This is a genomic window from Pseudomonas sp. SJZ103 (assembly GCF_007828335.1).
In the GTDB taxonomy this organism is placed as follows: Bacteria; Pseudomonadota; Gammaproteobacteria; order Pseudomonadales; family Pseudomonadaceae; genus Aquipseudomonas.
The window spans coordinates 103,201-124,932 of record NZ_VIUN01000004.1; the positions used below are offsets into that span (position 1 = coordinate 103,201).

Annotated in this window: 23 protein-coding genes and 2 pseudogenes; 5 read left to right on the top strand and 20 right to left on the bottom strand. The window is 61.3% G+C overall.

All coding sequences use genetic code 11. From position 1 onward, the window contains the following. Positions 1 to 84: 84 nt before the first annotated feature. Positions 85 to 957, bottom strand: a complete 873-nt coding sequence (locus tag FBY10_RS11305) for a LysR family transcriptional regulator (protein WP_131698283.1) — start codon at positions 955 to 957, stop codon at positions 85 to 87. Between the two features lie 135 nt (positions 958 to 1,092). On the opposite strand from FBY10_RS11305, the gene FBY10_RS11310 reads away from it, so the two are divergent. Then, complete coding sequence (locus FBY10_RS11310) at positions 1,093 to 1,866, top strand: glucose 1-dehydrogenase (RefSeq protein ID WP_145336225.1); 774 nt, start codon at positions 1,093 to 1,095, stop codon at positions 1,864 to 1,866. Positions 1,867 to 1,880: 14 nt separating this feature from the next. After that, the gene (locus tag FBY10_RS11315; protein WP_145336227.1) at positions 1,881 to 2,933 is read left to right on the top strand and encodes an L-idonate 5-dehydrogenase; all 1,053 of its coding nucleotides are present in this window, start codon (positions 1,881 to 1,883) and stop codon (positions 2,931 to 2,933) included. 3 nt (positions 2,934 to 2,936) lie between these two features. Here the strand turns inward: FBY10_RS11315 and FBY10_RS11320 are convergent, their stop codons facing one another. The 7 genes and pseudogenes from FBY10_RS11320 to FBY10_RS11345 all read right to left on the bottom strand — a co-directional run. After that, the gene (locus tag FBY10_RS11320) at positions 2,937 to 4,190 is read right to left on the bottom strand and encodes an ATP-grasp domain-containing protein (protein ID WP_145336230.1); all 1,254 of its coding nucleotides are present in this window, start codon (positions 4,188 to 4,190) and stop codon (positions 2,937 to 2,939) included. Further along, positions 4,187 to 5,068 (bottom strand): EamA family transporter, encoded by an 882-nt coding sequence (locus tag FBY10_RS11325; protein ID WP_256663451.1) that lies wholly within the window; start codon positions 5,066 to 5,068, stop codon positions 4,187 to 4,189. Before FBY10_RS11325 ends, FBY10_RS11320 begins: the two co-directional genes overlap by 4 nt. 55 nt (positions 5,069 to 5,123) lie before the next feature. Further along, positions 5,124 to 5,444 carry a hypothetical protein gene (locus FBY10_RS31690; RefSeq protein ID WP_256663432.1) on the bottom strand — a complete coding sequence of 107 codons (321 nt, stop codon included), beginning with the start codon at positions 5,442 to 5,444 and terminating at the stop codon, positions 5,124 to 5,126. 231 nt (positions 5,445 to 5,675) lie between these two features. Then, positions 5,676 to 6,422 (bottom strand): pyridoxal-phosphate dependent enzyme, encoded by a 747-nt coding sequence (locus FBY10_RS11335; RefSeq protein WP_256663433.1) that lies wholly within the window; start codon positions 6,420 to 6,422, stop codon positions 5,676 to 5,678. Beyond that, positions 6,398 to 6,643 carry a pyridoxal-phosphate dependent enzyme gene (locus FBY10_RS31695; protein WP_256663434.1) on the bottom strand — a complete coding sequence of 82 codons (246 nt, stop codon included), beginning with the start codon at positions 6,641 to 6,643 and terminating at the stop codon, positions 6,398 to 6,400. The genes FBY10_RS11335 and FBY10_RS31695 overlap by 25 nt, the downstream gene beginning before the upstream one ends. Positions 6,644 to 6,777: 134 nt before the next feature. Next, positions 6,778 to 7,027: pseudogene (locus FBY10_RS11340) on the bottom strand (ABC transporter permease); the annotation flags it as partial. Further along, positions 7,024 to 7,238 (bottom strand): annotated as a pseudogene (locus tag FBY10_RS11345) (ABC transporter ATP-binding protein); the annotation flags it as partial. The pseudogenes FBY10_RS11340 and FBY10_RS11345, both read right to left, overlap by 4 nt. 164 nt (positions 7,239 to 7,402) lie before the next feature. Between FBY10_RS11345 and FBY10_RS11350 the strand changes: the two are divergent. The 3 genes from FBY10_RS11350 to FBY10_RS11360 all read left to right on the top strand — a co-directional run bounded on the left by FBY10_RS11350 (position 7,403) and on the right by FBY10_RS11360 (position 10,842). Beyond that, positions 7,403 to 8,479 (top strand): aldo/keto reductase, encoded by a 1,077-nt coding sequence (locus tag FBY10_RS11350; RefSeq protein ID WP_145336234.1) that lies wholly within the window; start codon positions 7,403 to 7,405, stop codon positions 8,477 to 8,479. A gap of 310 nt (positions 8,480 to 8,789) precedes the next feature. After that, positions 8,790 to 9,848, top strand: coding sequence for a DUF1835 domain-containing protein (locus FBY10_RS11355; protein WP_145336236.1), 1,059 nt, complete (start codon positions 8,790 to 8,792; stop codon positions 9,846 to 9,848). A gap of 169 nt (positions 9,849 to 10,017) precedes the next feature. Beyond that, complete coding sequence (locus tag FBY10_RS11360; RefSeq protein ID WP_145336238.1) at positions 10,018 to 10,842, top strand: 5'-nucleotidase, lipoprotein e(P4) family; 825 nt, start codon at positions 10,018 to 10,020, stop codon at positions 10,840 to 10,842. Between the two features lie 243 nt (positions 10,843 to 11,085). Here FBY10_RS11360 and gspD read toward each other — a convergent pair whose 3' ends face one another. The 12 genes from gspD to FBY10_RS11420 all read right to left on the bottom strand — a co-directional run bounded on the left by gspD (position 11,086) and on the right by FBY10_RS11420 (position 21,298). Next, on the bottom strand, positions 11,086 to 13,308 hold the full coding sequence (gene gspD / locus FBY10_RS11365; protein ID WP_145336240.1) for a type II secretion system secretin GspD: 2,223 nt from the start codon (positions 13,306 to 13,308) through the stop codon (positions 11,086 to 11,088). Then, positions 13,305 to 13,829 (bottom strand): general secretion pathway protein GspN, encoded by a 525-nt coding sequence (locus tag FBY10_RS11370; RefSeq protein WP_145336242.1) that lies wholly within the window; start codon positions 13,827 to 13,829, stop codon positions 13,305 to 13,307. The genes gspD and FBY10_RS11370 overlap by 4 nt, the downstream gene beginning before the upstream one ends. Then, positions 13,826 to 14,437, bottom strand: coding sequence for a type II secretion system protein GspM (gspM, locus tag FBY10_RS11375; RefSeq protein ID WP_131698247.1), 612 nt, complete (start codon positions 14,435 to 14,437; stop codon positions 13,826 to 13,828). The genes FBY10_RS11370 and gspM overlap by 4 nt, the downstream gene beginning before the upstream one ends. Continuing rightward, the gene (locus FBY10_RS11380; RefSeq protein ID WP_145336244.1) at positions 14,412 to 15,455 is read right to left on the bottom strand and encodes a type II secretion system protein GspL; all 1,044 of its coding nucleotides are present in this window, start codon (positions 15,453 to 15,455) and stop codon (positions 14,412 to 14,414) included. Before FBY10_RS11380 ends, gspM begins: the two co-directional genes overlap by 26 nt. Next, positions 15,452 to 16,177: a general secretion pathway protein GspK gene (locus FBY10_RS11385; protein WP_145336247.1), complete on the bottom strand. Its 726-nt coding sequence runs from the start codon at positions 16,175 to 16,177 to the stop codon at positions 15,452 to 15,454. The genes FBY10_RS11380 and FBY10_RS11385 overlap by 4 nt, the downstream gene beginning before the upstream one ends. Continuing rightward, positions 16,174 to 16,803, bottom strand: a complete 630-nt coding sequence (locus FBY10_RS11390) for a prepilin-type N-terminal cleavage/methylation domain-containing protein (protein ID WP_145336249.1) — start codon at positions 16,801 to 16,803, stop codon at positions 16,174 to 16,176. Before FBY10_RS11390 ends, FBY10_RS11385 begins: the two co-directional genes overlap by 4 nt. Further along, positions 16,800 to 17,168 (bottom strand): type II secretion system protein, encoded by a 369-nt coding sequence (locus FBY10_RS11395; protein WP_131698251.1) that lies wholly within the window; start codon positions 17,166 to 17,168, stop codon positions 16,800 to 16,802. Before FBY10_RS11395 ends, FBY10_RS11390 begins: the two co-directional genes overlap by 4 nt. Then, entirely contained in the window at positions 17,165 to 17,596 is a 432-nt protein-coding gene (locus FBY10_RS11400; protein WP_131698252.1) for a type II secretion system protein, read from the bottom strand. The genes FBY10_RS11395 and FBY10_RS11400 overlap by 4 nt, the downstream gene beginning before the upstream one ends. A gap of 9 nt (positions 17,597 to 17,605) precedes the next feature. Beyond that, on the bottom strand, positions 17,606 to 18,031 hold the full coding sequence (gspG, locus tag FBY10_RS11405) for a type II secretion system major pseudopilin GspG (protein WP_024076412.1): 426 nt from the start codon (positions 18,029 to 18,031) through the stop codon (positions 17,606 to 17,608). A 20-nt stretch (positions 18,032 to 18,051) separates the two neighbouring features. Beyond that, positions 18,052 to 19,254 carry a type II secretion system inner membrane protein GspF gene (gene gspF / locus FBY10_RS11410; RefSeq protein ID WP_145336251.1) on the bottom strand — a complete coding sequence of 401 codons (1,203 nt, stop codon included), beginning with the start codon at positions 19,252 to 19,254 and terminating at the stop codon, positions 18,052 to 18,054. Further along, positions 19,251 to 20,981 carry a type II secretion system ATPase GspE gene (gspE, locus tag FBY10_RS11415; protein WP_145336253.1) on the bottom strand — a complete coding sequence of 577 codons (1,731 nt, stop codon included), beginning with the start codon at positions 20,979 to 20,981 and terminating at the stop codon, positions 19,251 to 19,253. The genes gspF and gspE overlap by 4 nt, the downstream gene beginning before the upstream one ends. A gap of 92 nt (positions 20,982 to 21,073) precedes the next feature. Next, positions 21,074 to 21,298 (bottom strand): hypothetical protein, encoded by a 225-nt coding sequence (locus FBY10_RS11420; RefSeq protein ID WP_027607412.1) that lies wholly within the window; start codon positions 21,296 to 21,298, stop codon positions 21,074 to 21,076. Between the last annotated feature and the right edge of the window lie 434 nt (positions 21,299 to 21,732).

Below are 21,732 nucleotides of genomic sequence, written 5' to 3' on the forward strand. Positions count from 1 at the left end.
TCACCTCAAGTTGAATGCCCTGATGCGGCGCCGATCACTGGAATTACCAGGTTTTACAATCCTGCATTTCAGCGGGTGAAACAATCACTCGCCAAACAATTCGACGATCAGCGTAAACAGCGTGGTCTTCACTGCGCTGTCCAACTCGGTCCAGGCCAATCCCGTGCTGGCCTGGAACGCTCCCAACACCAGCGGCCGCGAAACGCAATGGGCTGGTAACGCCCGCGCGGCCTGCTGTGGCAATACACCGACGCCCAACCCGGCGCAGACCAGCGCGAGCATGGTGGTGAACTCGCCCAGTTCGGACGCGATCTGCAGGGGGATGCCCACGGCCTGGATAAATTCGTCGTAGAACCCCGGCGCATACCGCCGCGCGAGGATGTACACCGGCACGTCGAGCAGGTCACCGGGCTGGATCGAATCCTGCGTGGCCAACGGATGATCCATCGGCAAGGCCACGCAGAACGGCTCGCGCAACACCACGCGGGTCTGCACCCCAGGGTAGGCGGCGGGCAGCCGCATCAAGCCGAAATCCAGGCGGCCATTTTTCAACGCGGCGGCTTGATCAGGGCCGGGCATGTCCTTGAGCTCCAGCTCGATCCGCGGGTAGCGCTGATGCACCGTGCGGATCAACTCGGGCAACAGTTGGGGCAATACCGACGACACAAAGCCCAGGCGCACCCGGCCGATTTCCCCCCGGTTGGAGGCTCGTGCTGCATCCGCCGCCCGCGCGGCCTGATGCAGGGTCGCCTGGGCTTCGGGCAGGAACACCCGACCGGCATCGGTCAAGGTCACCGAGTGGCGATTGCGGTCCAGCAGGCGTACGCCCAGGCCACTTTCGAGCAGCTTGATCTGCATGCTCAGCGCCGGTTGCACAATCGACAACTGCGCCGCCGCCCGGCCGAAATGCAGCTCCTGGGCCAGTACCACAAAGGCGCGCAAGTGCTTGAGTTCCATCCAGCCTCCCCGGTTATCACGGATATTGATCAGCCGATCATAAATGAACATTGGACCTGCGCCCTATACCGGCGTGAAGTTAAGCCCATCAGCCAACGTTTTGATTATCACAAGCACGCCCGGAGAAATATGCCCATGCCAAGCGTTTTAGACACCTTTCGCCTCGATGGCCGGCTGGCGCTGGTCACCGGCTCCAGTGCCGGTATCGGCCTGGCCATCGCCCGAGGCCTGGCCCAGGCCGGTGCGCGGGTGGTGCTCAACGGGCGTAACCGCAGCACGTTGCGCGACGCCGCCGCGCTGCTGACCCTTGAAGGCCTGGAGGTGCATACCCAAGCGTTCGATGTGACCGACAGCGCGGCGATCCAAGTCGGCGTGGCCGCTATCGAGGAACGCCTCGGGCCCTTGGACATCCTGGTGAACAACGCCGGCATGCAGCGCCGTGGGCCGTTGGAGGACTACAGCGAGCAGCATTGGCGCGAACTGATCAGCACCAACCTCGACAGCGCCTTCCTCGTGGGCCAGGCTGTGGCGCGCGCGATGATCCCGCGCAAGCGGGGGCGCATCATCAATATTTGTTCGGTGCAAAGCGAATTGGGCCGCCCCGGCATCGCGCCGTATGCGGCGAGCAAAGGCGCGTTGAAGATGCTCACCAAGGGCATGGCCATCGACTGGGGCCCGCACGGGTTGACAGTCAACGGTATCGGCCCCGGCTACTTCAAGACCGAGTTGAACGCCAACCTGGTGGCCAACCCCGAGTTCAGCGACTGGCTGGTGCAACGTACGCCGAGCCGCCGCTGGGGCGACGTCGCCGAATTGGCCGGTGCGGCGGTGTTCCTGGCCAGCGATGCCGCGAGTTTCGTCAACGGTCATATCCTCTATGTCGACGGTGGCATCACCGCGTCGCTGTAACCCTGGAGAACCTTATGCACGCCATTGTCTGCCACGCCTCAAAAGACCTGCGGGTCAGCCCCCAGGACGAACCCCACACCCTGGGCCCCGAGCAACTGCGCGTGCGCATCGCCCGCGGCGGTATCTGCGGCTCGGACTTGCACTACTACCAGCACGGCGGCTTCGGCACGGTGCGCCTGCGCGAGCCGATGGTGCTCGGCCATGAAGTGTCGGCAGTGATCGACGCCGTGGGCGCGGACGCCGGCCGGTTCAAGGTCGGCCAGCGCATTGCCGTATCGCCGTCGCGTCCATGCGGCGCTTGCCGTTATTGCCATCAAGGCCTGCCCAACCATTGCCTGGACATGCGCTTCTACGGCAGCGCGATGCCCTTCCCGCATATCCAGGGCGCGTTTCGCCAGCGCCTGGTGATCGAGACGCATCAGGCCCATGTGCTGGCCGATCACGTCAGCCTCGCCGAAGGTGCACTGGCCGAGCCGTTGTCGGTGGGGTTGCATGCGATCCAACGGGCCGGCGCAGTGTTCGGCAAGCGCGTGCTGGTGACCGGTTGCGGCCCCATCGGCAACCTGCTGATCGGCAGCCTGCGCGCCGCCGGTGCCGCTGAAATCGTCGCGGTGGACCTGTCCGCCAGCGCCCTGGCCTGCGCGGAAAAAATGGGCGCCACGCGCACCCACAACATCGTCGACGGCGTCGACGCGCTCAAGCGCTACACCGCCGAAAAGGGTTACTTCGAGGTGATGTTCGAAGTCTCCGGCAGCGCCCAGGCCCTGCGTAATGGCCTGGACTGCATCGCCCCGCGCGGTGTGCTGGTCACTGTCGGCTTGGGCGGTGAGGTGTCGCTGCCGCTGAACCTGCTGGTCAGCCGCGAGATCGACCTGCGCGGCACCTTCCGCTTCCACAGCGAATTTGCCCAGGCGGTGGACTTGCTCAATCGCCAGATCATCGACGTGCGCCCGGTGATCTCCCACACGGTACCGTTCGAACAGGCGGTGCAGGCGTTTGAACTGGCGGCGGACAAGACTCAGGCGATGAAGGTGGTGCTGGATTTTGGCGTGGCGGACGTGGAGTAAGGCCTACCCGCTTTCGGTCAGATACCCCCCCTCGACCTCAAGTGCGCGAATCCTAAGGTAATCTGCGGCGATCACCTTAGGATCGACATGAACCAGATACACCGTCCCCGGCTGACTGAACACGTCCTGCGTCGCACCCATTTGTTGTCCATTGTCGACGTAGAAAACTGCATCGAAGAACGACTCAAGTTTGAGCAGCTCTTTCAAAAATAGATCCTTATCGAAACAGCCATTTGAACGGTTGATCAGGCAGACATTATAGGTATGTTGCAACAGTGGATAGTCGGCCTCCCTTGCCAGCAATTGTGCAAAAAACTCCGGCTCGGCGATGGATAAAGCCACAGCTTCAATCTGCCCCAGACCGGTGGTTTGCCTGGATACACCGGGACGCAGAATACCGTCGGTTCGTGCAGCAACTTCTACCAGTTTCGGCCCCTCTGCGGTGAACATCACTTCTGCATGACTGGGGCCGTTGCGAATACCCAGACACCGCACCACTGCCCGAGTGTAATCCACCAGCACCGGGTAAACCGATGAGTCAGGTCCGATCAACTCATCGATGTCATAGAGTACGCCGCCCTCTTTTGTGCGCTGTTTTTGGTACCTCACGACCTCGGTAACAAGCTGTTGACCATTGAGTGAAACCATATTCACCACATATTCCGTCCCCGCCAGGTACTCCTGAATCAGCACCTGCGTATTAGGTAGGTTCAACTTATTCGTTGCTCCCAACAGCTTGCCCACCGCAGTCTCGCAGGCCTGCCTATCCGCGCAGATGAACACACCATCGGCGCCTGCGCTGTCGAGGGGTTTTACCACGACAGGAAAGTGCCCATGGTCTTTGATCCAGCCGTCGGCTAACGCCCAACTGCCTGCAACGAACTGTCGGGGTGCGGGCAACTGAGCCTGGGAGACACATTGAATCATGTCGTACTTGTTTCGGCGGGCATTGGTCCTGTCGAAGTCATTACGATAGGGCAGTTGCAGTCCTTCATTTAATAGGTCAGCCAGGAGCACACCGGTTTCGGCACCGGCGATGATGAAGTCAGGCTTGAAGCATTCGACGCCCGCCAAGGTAGTCGTCATATTGCTATTGACAATCATCTGCTCATAAATCGAAGGATCGAAGCCCTTGTAGTAGTAACTCTCCAAGGCTCCCGTTGACGCCACATGCATGAGCACACAACCTTTTTCACTCAACCGCTTCGCCACAAATTTTCCCGAAGAGAAACCATCAACCACGACCACTCTAATCATGTTGCCTCCTTCCTGATTGCATACATCGCCCGACCCGAAAGCAACAACACAATGACGCTGACCGCCACCACACTGGCCATGGAAAACTCCACTCTGGTATCCAGGTATTGGAGTAACAGTACAAAGACAGGAAGTGTCAGCAAAACCAGGGAGACATGGATGGGTGTGAGGTAGTAGATGGTTTTCTGAATCAGGTAAATCGGCAACAAATGCCCGATCACAACCAGAACCACCATCGGCAGAATCAATTCGCGGTCGAGCGAAAAACTCACCTCGGAAGCAGGAATTGCGATGACGCAGACACCAATCATCGCCACGCTCCTGACAGCCAGTATTTCATGGACAGACCAATGGCGAGCGAACATCTCCTTGGAGAAAACCGTGTAAATGACGGTACCCAACGCGCAAACCATGACGCTGCCAATACCCAACAGTCGCTCCTCCACGGTAGTAGCGACCACACCGCTGTCACCGGCAAATGAATTGAACAACATGATCCCTACCGACGTGAGCACCAGACATGAAACCAGCGTATCTGCGAAGGCAGCCTTAGCACCGCGTTTAGTCAGCAGCGAGATAATCAACGTGAAGGCTGGGCCGCAGGCTACTGAGGCGACTCCGACCACTGCTGGCTCTAAATAACGCAACGCGTAAAACAGGCCTCCCCAGTTGAGTAGAACTGCAATATTGACGATAAAGACAAACGGCCAACAGGATCTAAACTTTGAAACCAAAGAACCTGCATCGCGATACAGTGCGCACACGATAAAAAACACTGCCGACGTTGCAAAACAATAAAAAACAACGATCAGCGTATTGATCGATTGCGTGACATAAGCGACATACACATCGAATGCTGCACTGAGCAAGCAAAACACCAAGCCAATTATTACGCCCACCCTAAGCATATCTATCAACCGAAAAAATACCGACCTATGAAATCACGTTCACACCTTCGTCTCTAACCACTATTTTCATAATGGTTTTCACATCAATACCCGTTTGTTTTTTAACCTTTTCAGCGCCATTATTCCCCACCTTTTCAACGGCACAAATAACGTCCACTAATTCGCCACCAGCACCTTTCACTGCATTGACCAGCGCAATCACTGCACCACCAGTACTCAACGTATCATCAATAATAGTTACGCGATCACCAGCATTAACGCCATTAAGATACATACTTCCTTGAAAATACTCTGACTGCACATTAACCACCTGCTCATTGATACCCCCAGACTGTAGGAATACCATCTCGCCATTGCCATAGGAATACCTGTAAGCAAAGAGACCGTCGTAGCAAGCGCAGCACCTTTATCTTCTTCAGTTACAATTTTTGAAACATTAAAATCCATGAGCCTAACGATTTCTTGAGCCACCTCCATTAATACCTCCGGCCTTAATGCCGGAATTTGATCAGTAAACTCGTTTACGGTAGTCAATGCTGCACCAGAGTTCACAACTCTGGCATTCCTATAAACCTCTTCAAGTAACATCATTCACCTCACTGTATTCTGGATAAACACCATCCCAGCGACTTGCGTACTTCCATGAACTATCAAAAAACAAGGTGACTATATTTTTTTTGTGGAATGTTCGTGCAAACTCATCGCAGACCAGCAAGTTCGCACCACAGGTCGGGCCAATTGGGATTTTTTCTTCGTCAATAAAGAGCTTCATTCGAGCCCATGCGTCTGAGCCTTCAATCACTCGGACCTCATCAACGAGTTCAGAGATTGTATTAGCTGACAAGACTCCGGCACCGAGCCCCATTAAATTATGAGGGCGATGTTCAAAAGCCAAGTGATGCCTTTCTGCAAACAATGGAGCAGAATTATTGACTTCAAGCCCTACGGTTCTAATTTCGCTGTACTCTCGCTTCAAGACCTCAGCAATACCAGAAAACGTTCCACCCGTGCCTATCGAGCAAACAAAAAAATCAGGTACTACGCCATGCACCTTCAGGTCCCGTACTATTTCTTCACCACAGACCTTCCAACTTTGCCTGTTCAATAAATTGCTGGACTGATCCAGAAAATAACTTTCTCTCGCCGAGTTCTCCGCTTGATAACGTTTGGCTCGGAGTACGGCTTCTGATAAAAAACCTTCTCTTGGCGTTTCAACTATTTCAGCCCCATAAGAGCGTATTTGAGCTTTCCGTTCCTCAGTCATACCTTCTGGCATAAAGATTTTAACCTTATAGCCTTTTAGCCTTTTAGCCTTCCGATCCACGCAAGTGCTGCTCCACCATTCCCGGTAGAACAATCTATCAAGGTCATGCCCGGCCAAATGACGCCGGCCTCTTCCAATCGGCTAACAATATTTAGATAAGTCCTGTCCTTGTGACTTCCTGAGGGATTCAAAAACTCACACTTAGAAAAAACCTTGTTGCCATTTATCGAGAGTGTTTTCAACTCTATAAGTGGCGTACCACCAATATCTGCGAGTTCCATTCTGAAGCCCCCTATCCTCGACATAGAATACTTGAACGCTAACAGATTACTTCACAGACAAATAGCTAGCCGAACGGATAGGTAGTTTCAAGTTCGAAGTAGCGACCTGAGTGTAGGATTTTCCTGCAAACAATCCCTGCAAGAACTAGGATGCTGTCGACCCTTTGCCCACGGTACGTGCGACGCCCACGCCCCGCCGCCGACAGCCCGGCGATCAGGGTCACTGCGCACATCAACGGCAGTACCACATACCAGTAGGCGAACTCGAACACCCATCCCAGCAGGTAACCGATGGCCAACAGTTGCACCGCGGTGCGCACCGTTGACCAGGATCAGCGAAGCAGCGATGCCCATGTCCAGGGCGGTGAGGTTCTGATAGTTCACGGCTGGGCCGCCTCGCTCAACACCCCGGCACTCATCTGCCAGTGGATGTCGCTCATGCGCCGGGCCTGGTCGAGGTCGTGGGGTCGAGGGCGGTGGTGGGTTCGTCCAGCAGCACCTCGGGGTTGAGTTGCAGGGTGCGGATCAGCGAGACCACCTAGGCCTCGCCACCCGACAGGTCCAACGCGTTCTTCGTCAAAAAATCGGCTGCCTTGTGAGGGCGTGGGTCTCGATCAGTGCGCGCATGGACGCGGTGTTCCTCTTAAAACCTGTTGGGCGTAATGGTGAGGCCCGCGCGGGAAGTTTTCATGAAAAAATTCAAACTATCGTCACCCACGTCGTTCAGAACTTCAGGTTCAACGTTAAGTAGGAGACGACATGCAATACCGACAACTGGGCCATTCGGGCCTGCTGGTATCCGAAATCATCCTCGGCACCGTGCCCTTTGGCGGTCGCGCCGAGTTTGAAAAATGCGGGTCGGTAGACGTGCCCCAGGCCAGGCGCATGTTCGATATCGCGTTCGACGCCGGGGTGAATATGGTCGACACCGCCGACCTCTACTCCCATGGGCTGGCCGAAGAAGTCGTCGGCAAAGCCCTGGGCGACAAGCGCAACGATATCCTGCTGGCCACCAAGGGCCGCAGCCCGGTGGACAAAAACCCGAATAACTCAGGCTCTTCGCGCTACCACCTGATTCGCGCCTGCGAGGCCAGTTTGAAGCGCCTGGGCACTGACCATATCGACCTGTACCAATTGCACAATTGGGACGGCATGACCCCCATCGAGGAAACCCTCGAAGCCCTGCGGCTGTTGGTAGGGTCGGGGAAAATCCGTTACTTCGGCACCAGCAATTTTACTGCCTGGCAGATGATGAAAACCCTCGGCAAGGCCGAATTGCACGGCATGCTCAAGCCCATCACCCAGCAGATCTACTACACGCCGGAATCCCGCGAGGCCGAGTACGAGTTGCTGCCATTGGCCCTGGACCAGCACGTGGGCACTCTGGTGTGGGGGCCGATGGGCGAAGGCCTCCTGACCGGCTCCACCCGCCGCGGGCACCAGCCACCGGCCAATACCCGCCAGGGCAGCGGCTGGCCCGAACCCTACGTACATGACCAGGAACGTGCGCTGGACATCATCGAGACCCTCGCCGCCGTGGGCGATGAACAGGGCGTGTCGGTGGCGCGCACCTGCCTGGCCTGGCTCAAGGACCGTCCAGGGATTACCTCCCTGATCGTCGGCGCCCGCACTGAAGCGCATCTGCGCGACAACCTGGCGGCCACAGAGTTGAAACTCACCGAAGAACAGTTCGCGCGCATTGAAGCGGTGACACGGCGCCAACCGTTGTATCCGTACTGGCATCGTTTTACTGCCGGGATTGATCGCTTCGATCCGGCAGAGCAGCCGTTCCTGGCCGAGCACCAGAAAACCATGGATGCACGCAAGGACAAATAATCCAGAACAGCGTACCTGTGGCGAGGGCGCTTGTTCCCTCACCACAGGTTACTTTTGGCCCTTTCTACGTCTTCACTGACTGACATGGGGGCAAATCCCCCTCCCACATTTAATCCCGTACCAACCCCAAAAAGAGTACGGCTTTGATCCCAAGCCTGATTTGCAATCAAACGCCGCAGTGCCTATATTTCCCGCCTGGCGCTCTCTACGCCACCTTCCGCGGAAAGGGCTGCGCCCAAGACAGTCAGGCTCCACCTCATTTCTACGACTCCCAACCTTAAAGCGGAAAAGGTTTGTGCAAGGAGATCGTATGTCGCAACGCCCTGTATCCTCCAACACCGATGGCCGTCTCAACCTTGAGCAGCAGCGCAAGCGCGCCAAGGAATTGTTGCGGCAGCTGAAAACCCAGGACCCCAGCGCCACCCTGTCCCAGGCTCAGTGGGAGATCGCCAGGCAACTGGGTTTCAGCAGTTGGCCCAAGCTCAAGGCCCATGTCGACGCCATTGACTTCGCCGCCCGCCATCCCGACTTTGCCGCCAGCGACGAAGCACGCACCACCCACTGGCGCTGCGGCAATGACATTGCCCATAGCCTTCAGATTGCCGGGTTCAAGGGCCACTTCCACATGCTGAGCGACCCGCTATGCATGGGCCCGGTGCGCGACGTACCCACCGCAGAATTCCGCGCCCTGCGCAGCGCTTTCATCAGCCAGACCTTTGCCCTGCCCGCAGCGGACGTCACGCGCCGCGTCGACGATGAATACGATCAGCTCCACTCCTTGGCCAGCGCCGAGCACAGCGTGCTGTGGTGCGAGGCGGACGCCTATGACCAGTTGTTCCTGATCCGTGCCCTGGCCGGCCTGGAGCAGATGCCGCCCAAGCTGGAGCTGATCGAGGTGGATCGTATCCCCGGTGTCGAGCGTTTTATCGGTATCGGCCAGTTGGCGCCCGATGTATTGGCGTGGCTATGGCCACAGCGGCGCTTGATCGGTGACGATGCGGTGCAACTGGCCAAACAGGCCTGGTCGGCCTATTGCGACAGCTCACCGACGAAGTTGGCGAAGCTTGCCCATGGTAAACACCCCGCCCTGCCTTTGCTGGCCCCGGCGCTGTTACGTCAGTTGCAGGAACTGCCGGGCACCCAGGACGGCCTGTCGCTGACCGAACGCCTGGCCCTGACCTACCTCGCCGAAGCCGGGGCGCTGCCATTTGGCCGTGTGTTCGCCGAGCTGATGGCCAGGCGCGACCCGCTGCCGTTCCTGGGGGATATGATGTTTCATGCGCTGTTGCGGCCGTTGATCGATGGCGAGCAGCCGTTGCTGACGGAAACCGAGACGCATCTGGACTGGCCAACCGCACTGGATGATTGACGAGGCTCTGCGCCCCCAGTACAGAGCGCAGTAAAAAAGCAGCCCGCCGTGCATCACCCACGGCGGGCTGTTTTAGTAGTCATCGGCGCCCAGGCTGAAGACGGTGGTGCATCAACGCGGGATTAGGCTAATGTGCCGCCCACGCGCCCTTTCCCTGCGAGACCTCTGCATGCGACCCCTGATTTTCGCCAGCCTGTGCCTGCTGGCAGGCTGTCAACAAACGCCGCCGGCCAACGACCAGCTCGACGCCGTACTCTGGACCCAGACCTCCATCGAACACGAGTTGATCTATCGCCAGGTCTTCGCCAATGCCACCCGCCAGCTCGACGTGGCGCTGGCCGATCCCCGCTGGGACGCGCTGCCCTTCCCCCCACGCAACCTCAGCGGCCTGCCGCCGGCGGTGGTGGTAGACATTGATGAAACCCTGCTGGACAACGTGCCGCTCAATGCCCGCGACGTGATCAATAACCAGGTGTATGGCTACGACCGCTGGAACACCTGGGTCGACCAGGCGAATGCCCAGGCCCTCCCCGGTGCCGTGGCGTTCCTGCAAGCGGCACAACAAAAAGGCATCACGGTTTACTACCTGACCAACCGCGAACACAGCCAGGTCGCGGCCACTGTGGCCAACCTGCGCCTGCGCGGTTTTCCGGTGGAGAGCAATCAACAGGTGCTCGCCGCCAGCACGCCTACCGGGCACTGCGAAAGCGCCGGCTACGGCAAGAACTGCCGCCGCCAATGGGTCGCCAGCCAGGCTCGCGTGCTGTTGATGGCCGGTGATTCCCTGGGGGATTTCGTCCAGGCCGAACACAACACCCTCGAGGCCCAGCGCAAGGCGGTCGAACCCTATGTGAACTGGCTCGGGCAGCGCTGGTTTTTGCTGCCCAACCCGACCTATGGCAACTGGTACAGCGCGCCCTATGGGGATGATGAAAAGCTGCCGTTCGCGCAGAAACGCCAGCTCAAGCAGCAGGCGTTGCAGTTGCAGGAGTAACGCCGGACTAGTGCAGGCGCCCGCCCAACACCTATCTCTATGCACTGGCCTTGCTCTGCCCACTTGTCGGCCCCTTCCACAAACCAACGCTCAATCTCATCCGCAACGGTCATCCAGCGGGTACTGGCTGAAGTCGTAGCAGTTGAACGGCCGCCCCAACTGCACCAGTGCCTTGCCACCAGATGCATCAACTGACACTCCCCCATCGGGAGCCCCCCCTCCCACATTTTTCCCCGCGGCCCTTCAGTTCGCCGGCTTCAACAACTGCATCTGCTGGCGATAGTCATCCGTCACCTGCCGCGCCTGGCTGCTGCTGGTAATCACCCTCGGGGTAATCAGCACAATCAATTCCGTGCGGTCCTTGGACTTGCTGGTATTGCCAAACAACCAGCGCAACCCCGGAATTTTCCCAAGGTAAGGCACCGCACTGACGCTCTCCGCGTTGTCCTGCTTGATCAACCCGCCCAGTAACACCGTCTGCCCACTCTGCACCGCGACCTGGGTGGATACCGAGCGCGTGGAGATACGCGGGTTGGCCTGGGTGTCGTTGCTGGACGCCTGCTGGTCCTGGGCATCGCTGACCTGCTGCTGAATGTCCATGTACACCAAGCCCCCCGGGTTGATGCGTGGCACGACGTCGAGGATCACCCCGGTCTGCACGTATTCAACACTGCTCAAGGTGGTGTCGGAGGTGCCCGTGTTAACCGTGGTCTGGCTGATCGGGATGTTGTCGCCCACCTGGATCTGCGCCGGTTGGTTGTTCATCACCACCAGCGACGGCGCCGACAGCACCTGGGTGCGGCCGTTGGTTTCGAGAGCGTGCAGGGCCACTTGCAGGTTGGAGCTGACGAAGGAGTAGAACAACGAATCCGTCGCGCCCAACCCTGCCCCGCCGCCGCCCAACGCGCCTTGGCTGCCGGCGGTGTTGCCCACGGTGGTGCTGGTGGAATTGCCCGCCAGGCGGCCCAGGTACCACTGCACGCCAAGGTCCAGTTCGCCGGTGAGCTTGACCTCGAGGATGCGCGTTTCGATCTGCACTTGCAGCGGTGGGTTGTCGAGGCGTTTGATCGCCGACTCGATCTCTTTCCACTGCACCGGGCGGGTGCGGACCAGCAGTTGGTTACTGCTTTTTTGCGCGGTGATGCGGGTGCCGGCGTCGAGGCTTTTAGCCGGGGCGTCTTCGCTCGCACCCTGCTCAGCGGTGTCCTGCTCGGCGTCGGGCTCCTGCTCCTCGTCCTCAGCAGCGAGTGGGTTGCCATTGAGGTTGTTGCTCAGGCCACCCGGCGTGCTGCCGGAGGTGCTGTTGGTGCCCGGCGAGGACAGGGTCGCGGTGCGCAAACCGGGGGCGACCTTGGCCGGGGTGTCGTCCTTGATCGCGCCCGTGCCGTAGATCTGGCGCAGGTACTTGGCGAGGTCGGTGGCCTTCATGTTGCGCACGTCGTAGACGTACATCTGCGGCTCGTTGCCGCCGCCTTCGTCGATGGTGTGGATCCAGTCGCCGACTTCGCTGAGGTACTGCGGCTGCGACGAGATCGCCACCACCGAGTTGGTCCGCTCGATGGGCAAGAAACGCACCATGCCCGCCAGGGGCATGCCGCTGTCGGGGCCGAACATTTTTTGCAGTTCGGGCATCAGCTCGGCCACCGACGCGCGTTGCAGGCCGAACACGCCCACCGACATGCCCTTGAGCCAGTCCACGTCGAAGGTGTCGATGGTGTCCTGGTAATTGGCCAGTTCTTCGGGGGTGCCGGCCAGGCTCAGCACATTGCGCGCCGGGTCCACCAGCAGGAAGGCATTCTCGCGGGCGAACGGCTTGAGCAGTTTCTGCATCTCGGTGGCCGAGATATAACGCAACGGAAACAGGCGTGCCGACAAACCGCTGGACGGCTGCGACACGCGCATCTCCGGCACCAGCTTGCCCGCCACGGCCTGATTGGCCGGCAGGATCACATACCGGTTGCCCTGTTTGATCATGGCGTTGTCGGTCCACGACAACAGGGTCTCCAGAATCGACAAGGCCTGCTGCTTGTTCACCGGCTTGGACGTGGAAAAGCTGACATTGCCCTTCACGCCCTGGGCGATGCTGTAGTTCTCGTGCAGCAGGTCGCCCATGACGCTGTTGATCACTGCTTCGATCGGTTGATCGGAGAAGTTGAACACGATGTCGCCGCTGCCCTCCTCCTTGGCGGCCGAGACCGCTGCCGGTTGGCGCACGAACTGCTGATTGCCGCGTATCAACTGGCGCTGGGGCGGGGTCTTCGCCTGGGGTTGGCCGCTGTCGACCGGTGCCTGTTCGCTGGCCGGGTCCACGGGTGGGCGTTGCGAACCGGTGCCCTGCATCGCCTCATGCAGCAGGGCCTCGTCCGGGTCGAGATGCTCGGGAAATGTGCCGCAGCCACCGAGGGAAACGGCGGTGGCCAGGCACAACGCGGTGGTGCGCAAGGCGCCAGGGAAGGTATCGATCAAGGGGTGGACTCGTGAGGAAGGGTAATCGGGGGTGTGGTGGACGGCGGCGGCAAACGCAGGGCCCGCAGGCTCAGGATTTGAGTACGGCCGTCGAGTACAAAGCGGGCATCGCGGGGCGTCAGGTGTTCCAGGCGCCAGCCGTTGGGCAGGGTCTGGCCCTGGTGGACTTTGAGCGGTGGGCCATCGGCACGCTTGAGCAGCGCCACACGCAGGTCGCCGTCGAGGACGATCCCGGTCAGCACCAGGCTCGACAGGCTGGAGACGGCGGCTTGGCCCACCGCACGGTCGGGGCTGCGGTCGGGGCTGAACAGTGGCGCTTGCCAGGTGCCGGCCAGGCTTTCGAGGGTCGCGCTCGGCGCCACCAGCACCTTGGCGGCGGTGTTGGCGCGCGCATCGGGGTCCGGCGCCGGCAACCACTGCGGCGCATCGCCGATGCTGCTGAGGATGCCGACCATCAGCAGGCCCAACAGCCCGGCCACACCGAGCAACAGCCATTCCAGGGGACGCAATGCATTGATCATCGTTGCACCTGCCGGGCGGAGGCCGGTTGCAGGTAACCGCGCACCAACAAGTGCACCACCAGTTGCCCGGCGCCGCCGCTGGCGGGGGCGTTCGGTGGGCGGCGGATGCTCATCTCATCGACGAACAGAAACGGCCGCTGGTACTCCAGCTCATGCAGGATCGCGGTCAAGGGTTCGATGGCGCAATTGAGGGTCAGGCTGACCTTGACCTGGCGATAGGGCTCGGCGTCGTCCTGCTCCGGAGTGATGGGCATGCGCTGGGTCAGGCTGCAACCGCCACCGAGGCCCGCGCGGCTGTTGATCAGGTCGGCGATGCGTTGCATCAGGTCCGCCGCCACCGCACTCGGGTCGTCGCCGGGCAACAGGCTGGTGCTGCTGGCCGGGTCCTGCCGCGCTTGCTCCAGTTGCTGGCGCAGGCTGTCGCCCTGGCGCAACACACCGGCGTAGCGTTGCTGCTGTTCACGCAGCTGCTCGGCTTGCTCGCCCATGGAGCGCAACGGGCCGGCGAACCAGCTGTCGATCAACAGCCAGTAACCAGCGCCGAGCACCAGGGCCAGGGCGATCAGGGCCGCGCCACGGCGCTCACGGGGTGTCAGTGGTCGGCGCATCAGCGGCCTCCTGGTGCAGGTGGGCGCGCAAGGAAAATTGATCCTTGCCGGTTTGCGCATCGGGTTGGATCACCCCTTCGAACTGGGCGTTTTCCAGGCTGTGGCAGCCCTTGATCCGGGTGATCAAGGCACTGGCCTTGGCGCTCTGCCCGGAGAAGGACACATCGGCGCCGTCATTGACTTCCAACTGGTCGAGCCAGGTGTCCGAGGGCAGGCACGCGGTCAGCTCGTTGAGCAGCGCCGCCAACGGCGGTTGGGCAGCCTTGCGGCGAATCAGGTACTGGGCGGCGCCACGGGTATTGAGCAGTTGCTGGCGCAGGGCCTGGATCTCGGCGACCTGGGCTTTCTGCTCGCGCACGCTGTGTTGCATGGCATCGAGTACGCGCTGGCGGTCGTTGAGCCACAGCAGCATCGCCGCAATCAGCAAGGCGCCGCACAACCACGGCAGGCTGCGTTGCAGGCCCTTGCCCTGGGGACGCTGGCGGGGACGCAACGGCGCCGGCAGCAAGTCGATGCCCATGGGTTTGCCTGCGCTATCGGCGACATCCACGGCATGGGGCTGCAAGCCGAGGGCCGCGCAGTCATTGAGGATCTGGTCGAGGCGCTCACGCAGGATCGCCACCAGCGTGACGTGCAGGTGCTTGGGGGTACGGCGCTCCTGGCGCGCGACAAAGTACAGCTGGGCGGCGTCGAACGGCGTGAAGCGGTCCAGTTCATAGCCGACCACCGTCGACAGGTTGCGCGCCGCCGCCGGGGGCAATTGCAGGGTTTGCACCAACACTGTTTCAGGCGGCAGCACCAGCACCTGACGCGCTTCGCCAGGCAGCTTTTCGACCGGCGCGGTCAGCGGCCAGGCGTAGACATGCTCGGGAATATCGGCAAACGACAACCACGCCGGCAGGCAGCCACGCAGCTCCTTGAGCCACAGGCGCCAGCCCAGTTGCAGCAGGCTGCCGCGCCAGCGCTGGATGATGGGCTGCGCCAGCGCCTGAAACCGTGCGGTTAACTGTTCGTTCATTCTTGCCAACGTAGGACTCGATAAGGTTGTGCGCTGCCTTGCGCGGGGCTCAATAACACGGTGGCTTGCACCTGGGCGTGGTAACCGCCGGGGCGTTGGGCACGGCTGCTGACCACCAGCACGTCGCCGGGATCGGCACCCACCGCGCTCTGGTGCGGCAGGTTCAGTGCGCGGCGCATCAAGGCACTGGCGAATGCCGGATCGGGCCGGTCCAGGCCGCTCCACAGGCTGATCTCGGGCACCAGCTCGCTGTACAGCGCCTGGGTCATGCCCGGCAGTTGGCGCACCTCTTCCACCACCCGAAACGGCGCCAGGCCCTGGTTACGCCGCACCTCCAGGGCTCTGGCGAGTTGGTTGGCCTGGGCCTGGGTCGCACCGCAGGCCAGGGCCAGGCGGGCAAAATCACCCACCTCGGCGCTGTTCAAATACAACTTGCCGCGCTCGCTGTGCAGGCTGACGTGCAGCTGCGCATCGTCGAACACCAGCGGAATTTCACGCCCGTCGGCAATCCACTGCTTGCGCTGCAACGGGTCCGCCACGGCCTGCATCGCCAACGCCACCCCGGCCTCGGCCGCCAGCACCGCCTGGGTATGCTGGCGGTGCCAGGCGGCCTGGCGGGTTTCCAGTTGCACCCAGCCGGCCAGGCCGCCGAGCAACAGGCTGAGCAAGGCCAGCACCCACAGCACCAGCAGCAGTGCCACGCCGCGTTGATGCCGGATCATTCGGGCGCCCCGCCGGACAGGTTCAGGCGCAAGGCAACCACCTGGGTTACCCACGGCACCGGGCCATTCACCCGTGCGTCGATCCGCACCGTGTAAGGCAGGCGCTTGGTCCACGGCCACGTACTGATCCAGCCGGTGGCCTGGCCCTTGGGCGACACGCCGCGATAGCTGAATTGCAGGTCCTCGACATCCTTCAACAACACCTGCGGCTCACTGCGCGCCGCCGGAACACTCACCAGTGCCTCAGACTCAAACCGCGCGAACGCCACCTGCAAGTCGCGCTGCGATTCGGGCCCCACCAACTCCAAGGTGAAGCGCTGGATACCGCCGCCGAGCACACCCGGCAAGGTCGCGACAAACTGCATACGCTGCGGCCCACCGGCAAAAAAGCCATCGGTCTGGCTGTCATCCTCGGTCACATCCAGCGGTAACGCCTCGCTGATGGCCGTGCGCAAAAACTGCTGCGCGGCACGCATTTCATCCAGGCTGACCGTGTAGCGCTGGGCCTTGAGCACGGCGCGATTGGCCCCCAGCAAGGCGCCGCCGACCAGGGTCAGCAACACCCCGAGCAGGCTCAGTACGATCATGATCTCAAGCAAGGTAAAGCCCTGCTGACGCGCCTTCACAAGCCGGCCCCGACGCCGGCAGCGCGCAGTTTCAAGGTGCTGAAACTGGCCTGGCGCGGGCCTTCGCTGACGGTCAGGTCCAGGCGAAACAGATGCGCCTGGCCGACGCGGCTGGGCTGCTGGGCGATGCGCAGTTGCCAGGCGATACCGTCCAACTCGCCCTGGCGTGTGCCGCTGGCCAACGGGCCCATGCCTTCCTGATCCATCACACTCAAGGCGGCATGGGTCAGGCGGTCGCTGTGGGACACCTGCAACAACGAGCGTGCGCTCTGGCCGAAGGCGACCAGCAGCACCGTGCTACAGATCGCCATCAGCGTCAGCGCGGCGAGCATTTCCAGCAGGGTAAAACCCGCCTGGCGCTTCATGGCAAGGCCTTGGACTGCACGCTGCCGGTCAGCCAGCCAATGTCGATACGCCAACGCCGACTGCCGTTGGCCAGCAACACGTGGCCGCCGGTGGAGCTGCCATCGGGGTAGAAATCCACCGCAGCGCCGGCTTGCTCGGCGGTGTGCAGGGTCACTTGCAGCCCGGCCGGCCAATACTTTTTCGGACGGCCCGGCGCCTGCACGCTGAGGTTGCGCAAATCGAACACGGTGCTTTCGGTGGTGCCACTGACAATTGCCCGCGCCCGGGTGCTGCGCAATGCCTCGACCACCTGCCCGACGGCCTGGCGCTCTTTGGCGGCGCGCAGGCCTTGTTGCAGGCCAAACCCTACCAACCCGGCCGCGATGCTGATCAAGACGATCACCACCAGCATTTCCATCAAGGTAAAGCCGCGTTGGGCGTTGGCCATGGTCGTGGGTTATTCCCAGTTGCCCAGGTCGGCGCTGTAGCCTTCGCCGCCGGGCTGGCCGTCCTGGCCGTAGAAAATCAGGTCGAACGCACCGTGCTCACCGGGGAAGCGATAACCGAAGGCATGGCCGAACGGGTCCTTGAGGTCCGACGGTTTGGCATACGGCCCGGCCCAACCGGCGCTGTTGCCCGGCTTGTCGACCAGTTGCTGCAGGGTCTTGGGCGGCGAGCCGACGTCCAGGCCGTAGCTTTCAATCTTCATGCTCAGGCTGGCCAGCTGGGCCTTGCCCGCGCCGTATTTGCCCTTGTCCACATTGCCGCCGACCTGGCGTACCACGATGGTCGCGACGATGCCCAGCAGCACGATCACGGCGAGCATTTCCAGCAAGGTAAAACCGCCCTGGCGGCGGGCGGGCTTGAATCGGGTATGGCGCATCAGCGTGTTTCCTTAAGGGTTCATATATTGCTGGTCAGGCTCATCAGCGGCAGCATGATCGCCAGCATGATCACCGCCACCAGCACCGCCATGACCACGGTCAGGGACGGCACCAGCGCGGCGAGCAGGCGGTCGATGCCGCGTTTGGCTTCGACGTCGAACACCTCGGCGACCTTGAGCAGCATGCTGTCGAGTTCGCCGGCCTGTTCGCCGACTTCAATCATTTGCAACGCCAGATCAGGCAGCAGCGGCTCGCTGCCGAAGGCGCTGGCCAGGGTGCCGCCGCCCTTGACCGACTCGGCGGCCTGGGCGACCTGGGCTTGCAGGGCGCGGTTGGTGCAGACCTGGCGGGCAATCACCAGCGCTTGCAGCAGCGCCACACCGTTGCTCAGCAGCGTGCCGAGGGTGCGGGCCAAACGGGCGGCTTCGACCCGTTGCAGCAACGGGCCGATGATGCGGATGCCCAGCACGCGGCGGTCATAGCGTTCGCGGCGCTGGGGATCGCGCAACCGCGCGGCCAGGGTCCATGCGCCGACAATCAACCCGGCCAGCACCGCCAGGCCGTAGGCCCCGAGGAATTGGCCGAGGCCCAGGATCACCTCGGTGATCAGCGGAATCGGCACGCCCAGGTCCTTGAAGATCGGCACGAACTGCGGCACCACGTAGGCCAGCAGCAAGGCCAGCGAACCGAGCACGCCGACCACCAGGAACGCCGGGTAGATCAGCGCGTTGATCACTTCGCCCCTGAGCAACTGGCTGCGCTCCAGGTAGTCGCTGAGCTGGCGCAGGGTGTCTTCGAGGGCGCCGCCCGCCTCGCCGGCGCGGACCATGCTCAAGTACAGCGGCGAGAACTGGCCGCCCTCCGCCTCCAGCGCCTTGGATAACGGCTGGCCGGCCTTGACCTGTTCGCGTATGCGCTCGATCAACGCACGGGTCTGCGGCTGGCCGGGCTGCTTGAGCAGGATGCCCAGAGAGCGCTCCAGCGGCTGGCCAGCCCCCAATAGGGTGGCCAACTGTTGAGTGAAACTGACCAGCGCCGCACCGTTCAACTGGCCCCGACCGAAGGCCTTGCGCAGGCCCTGGGCACCCGCCACCTCGATCTGCAACAGCAACAAGCCGCGCTTGTGCAGCGCGGCGACGGCGGCGTCCTGGTCCTTGGCTTCGAGGGTGCCGTTTTGCGCCTGGCCCTGGCTGTCGAGGGCGCGGTATTTGAACAGGCTCATGCGCCCTCTCCCCGGGTGACGCGCAGCACTTCTTCAAGTGACGTGACACCGGCCACGGCCTGGCGCAGGCCTTCTTCATGCAGAGTGCGCAGGCCGCCACGGCGGGCGGCCTGTTCGAGGGTGGCGGCGTCGGCCTGGCGCATCAACAAGCTGCGTAGTTCGTCGTTCATCACCAGCAGTTCGGTGATCGCACTGCGGCCGTGGTAGCCACCGCCCGGCGCATCGGCGCGGGGGCGATAAAGCATGATCGGGCGCTGCTCGGTAAACCGGTCGAGGCCGTGTTCGGCAATCAACTCCGCAGGGGCTTCGAAGGCTTCGCGGGTGGCCGGGTCCAGACGCCGCACCAGGCGCTGGGCGAGGATGCCGTTGACTGTCGAGGCAATCAGGTAGCTTTCGACGCCCATGTCCAGCAAGCGCGTGATACTCGCCGCCGCGCTGTTGGTGTGCAGGGTGGAGAGCACCAGGTGGCCGGTGAGGGACGACTGGATCGCGATGCGGCAGGTTTCCAGGTCGCGGATTTCACCGATCATGATCACGTCCGGGTCCTGGCGCACGATGGAGCGCAGCGCGCCGGCGAAGTCCAGGCCGATGGCCGGTTTGACCTGGATCTGGTTGATGCCCTCAAGCTGGTATTCCACCGGGTCTTCGACGGTGATGATCTTGCGCTCGGCGGTATTGAGCCGCGACAGCGCGGTGTACAGGGTGGTGGTCTTGCCCGAGCCGGTGGGCCCGGTCACCAGCAGGATGCCGTGGGGCCGTTCGAGCACTTCGAGGAAGGTTTCCAGGCGCTGGCCATCAAAGCCCAGGCTCTGGAAATCGAACTGCACGGTCTGGCGGTCGAGCAAACGCATGACCACCGATTCGCCAAAACTGGTGGGCACGGTAGACACCCGCAAGTCCAGCTCCTTGCCCTGGATGCGCAGCATAATGCGCCCGTCCTGGGGCAGGCGCCGCTCGGCGATGTCCAGGCGCGCCATGATCTTCACCCGCGAAATCACTGCCGCCGAAGAACTGGACGGTGGGGCTTCGGCTTCGTGCAGCACGCCGTCGATGCGGTAGCGCACCTTGAGCTGGTTTTCGAAGGGTTCGATATGAATGTCCGAGGCGCGATTCTCGACTGCTCGCTGCAGGATCAGGTTGACCAGGCGAATCACCGGCGCTTCGGAGGCCATGTCCTTGAGGTGTTCGATGTCTTCGAGGGCGCCGCCCTGCTCGTCGAGGTTTTCGATCAGGGTGCCCATGGCCGAACGGCCCTGGCCGTAGTAACGCTCGATCAGGGTTTCGACTTCGTTGCGCGGCCCTACCGCCAGCCACACCGGCACGCCGCAGGCATAGGCCATGGCCTGGAACGGGTAGACCAGCGACGGGTTGGCCGCCAGCACCCGCAGGCCGCCCTGGCTCCAGCCCATGGGCACCACTTGATAGTGGCGCATGAAACGCTCGGTCAATACCGGCAATGGGTCCAGCAGCGGCGGCGCAGCATCGGCCAACAGCAGCGGTGCGCCGAGCAGGTCGGCCCAGGCACGGGCCAGTTCCACTTCGGAAACCAGCCCCAGGCGCGTGAGCAGACCCAGTAATTCGGTGTCACCGCCCTCCTGGGACAGGCGCCGGGCACGCTCCAGGTCAACGGTTTTCAACCCAGCGTGTTGCATCAGCCACGCGCAGACCTGTTCGGTGTGCGGGATGTGCAGTTGGCAGGCATCGATGGGCGTTGAAGGGCTGGGCATGGGTAAAAATCTGAGGGGCGATGTTCTAAGGGCTATGGGAAACTCTTGTGGGAGGGGGCTTGCCCCCTCCCACAGGGGAGCGCATTTCCCCGTTAGTTCGAGGTCTTCGGCGCGGCCTGGCTGCTGCTCAGCGGCCGCCCACCCTTGGTGGTTTCAGCCTTCTGCTTTTTAACCGCCTTGGCATCGTGAGCCTGGGTCAACACTGTGGAATCGGCAGCCCCGGATTTCGCATCGGCGTCGGTGGACTCCGCCGCCATCGCCGCGCCACTTAGCGCAACACCCAGAACAACACCGGCACCCAACAGGGAAATCTTCATCAACTTTCTCCAGATCAAAAACAGCAGATAGCCCAAGTGGCGCCTTGAACTCGATCAAGACCCTACACCAAAGCGTTGTGTATGACAGCTTGTGTAAACATGGCACTTTAGAACTATCGAGCAATGCCACTAGTTGGCCATGACTCGACAAATTTCCTTAAACCAATCGACTGGTAGGTTTAGTCTTAGTTCCTGAACGTAAGAAATTATTTCTTATTTCACGCAAAAATTAGCTTTTGTTTGACTTCCAAGCGCAAGAATTGCCTTAATTATGCGGTTTTCGCGGTTCAAAATGCCATATCGTGATATCGCTTAGACACTACCCACAACAATAACCAATACAATTTTTACACTAATAAAACTGCGAAATTCGCCAAATAGTTGCAATTAGCCATCGGTTAAAAATTGCGATCACGGGCAACTATTGCCCAGAA

What these genes read in the sequence shown, in the direction of transcription:
- FBY10_RS11310 (WP_145336225.1), top strand. Translation starts at nt 1,093, where the DNA reads ATGCCAAGCGTTTTAGACACCTTTCGCCTCGATGGCCGGCTGGCGCTG.
- FBY10_RS11370 (WP_145336242.1), bottom strand. Translation starts at nt 13,829, where the DNA reads ATGATCAATGCATTGCGTCCCCTGGAATGGCTGTTGCTCGGTGTGGCC.
- FBY10_RS11350 (WP_145336234.1), top strand. Translation starts at nt 7,403, where the DNA reads ATGCAATACCGACAACTGGGCCATTCGGGCCTGCTGGTATCCGAAATC.
- FBY10_RS31695 (WP_256663434.1), bottom strand. Translation starts at nt 6,643, where the DNA reads ATGGAACTCGCAGATATTGGTGGTACGCCACTTATAGAGTTGAAAACA.
- FBY10_RS11320 (WP_145336230.1), bottom strand. Translation starts at nt 4,190, where the DNA reads ATGATTAGAGTGGTCGTGGTTGATGGTTTCTCTTCGGGAAAATTTGTG.
- gspF (WP_145336251.1), bottom strand. Translation starts at nt 19,254, where the DNA reads ATGAGCCTGTTCAAATACCGCGCCCTCGACAGCCAGGGCCAGGCGCAA.
- FBY10_RS11395 (WP_131698251.1), bottom strand. Translation starts at nt 17,168, where the DNA reads ATGAAGCGCCAGGCGGGTTTTACCCTGCTGGAAATGCTCGCCGCGCTG.
- FBY10_RS11400 (WP_131698252.1), bottom strand. Translation starts at nt 17,596, where the DNA reads ATGGCCAACGCCCAACGCGGCTTTACCTTGATGGAAATGCTGGTGGTG.
- gspG (WP_024076412.1), bottom strand. Translation starts at nt 18,031, where the DNA reads ATGCGCCATACCCGATTCAAGCCCGCCCGCCGCCAGGGCGGTTTTACC.
- FBY10_RS11380 (WP_145336244.1), bottom strand. Translation starts at nt 15,455, where the DNA reads ATGAACGAACAGTTAACCGCACGGTTTCAGGCGCTGGCGCAGCCCATC.
- FBY10_RS11315 (WP_145336227.1), top strand. Translation starts at nt 1,881, where the DNA reads ATGCACGCCATTGTCTGCCACGCCTCAAAAGACCTGCGGGTCAGCCCC.
- FBY10_RS11360 (WP_145336238.1), top strand. Translation starts at nt 10,018, where the DNA reads ATGCGACCCCTGATTTTCGCCAGCCTGTGCCTGCTGGCAGGCTGTCAA.
- gspE (WP_145336253.1), bottom strand. Translation starts at nt 20,981, where the DNA reads ATGCCCAGCCCTTCAACGCCCATCGATGCCTGCCAACTGCACATCCCG.
- FBY10_RS31690 (WP_256663432.1), bottom strand. Translation starts at nt 5,444, where the DNA reads ATGGTATTCCTACAGTCTGGGGGTATCAATGAGCAGGTGGTTAATGTG.
- FBY10_RS11355 (WP_145336236.1), top strand. Translation starts at nt 8,790, where the DNA reads ATGTCGCAACGCCCTGTATCCTCCAACACCGATGGCCGTCTCAACCTT.
- FBY10_RS11385 (WP_145336247.1), bottom strand. Translation starts at nt 16,177, where the DNA reads ATGATCCGGCATCAACGCGGCGTGGCACTGCTGCTGGTGCTGTGGGTG.
- gspM (WP_131698247.1), bottom strand. Translation starts at nt 14,437, where the DNA reads ATGCGCCGACCACTGACACCCCGTGAGCGCCGTGGCGCGGCCCTGATC.
- FBY10_RS11420 (WP_027607412.1), bottom strand. Translation starts at nt 21,298, where the DNA reads ATGAAGATTTCCCTGTTGGGTGCCGGTGTTGTTCTGGGTGTTGCGCTA.
- FBY10_RS11305 (WP_131698283.1), bottom strand. Translation starts at nt 957, where the DNA reads ATGGAACTCAAGCACTTGCGCGCCTTTGTGGTACTGGCCCAGGAGCTG.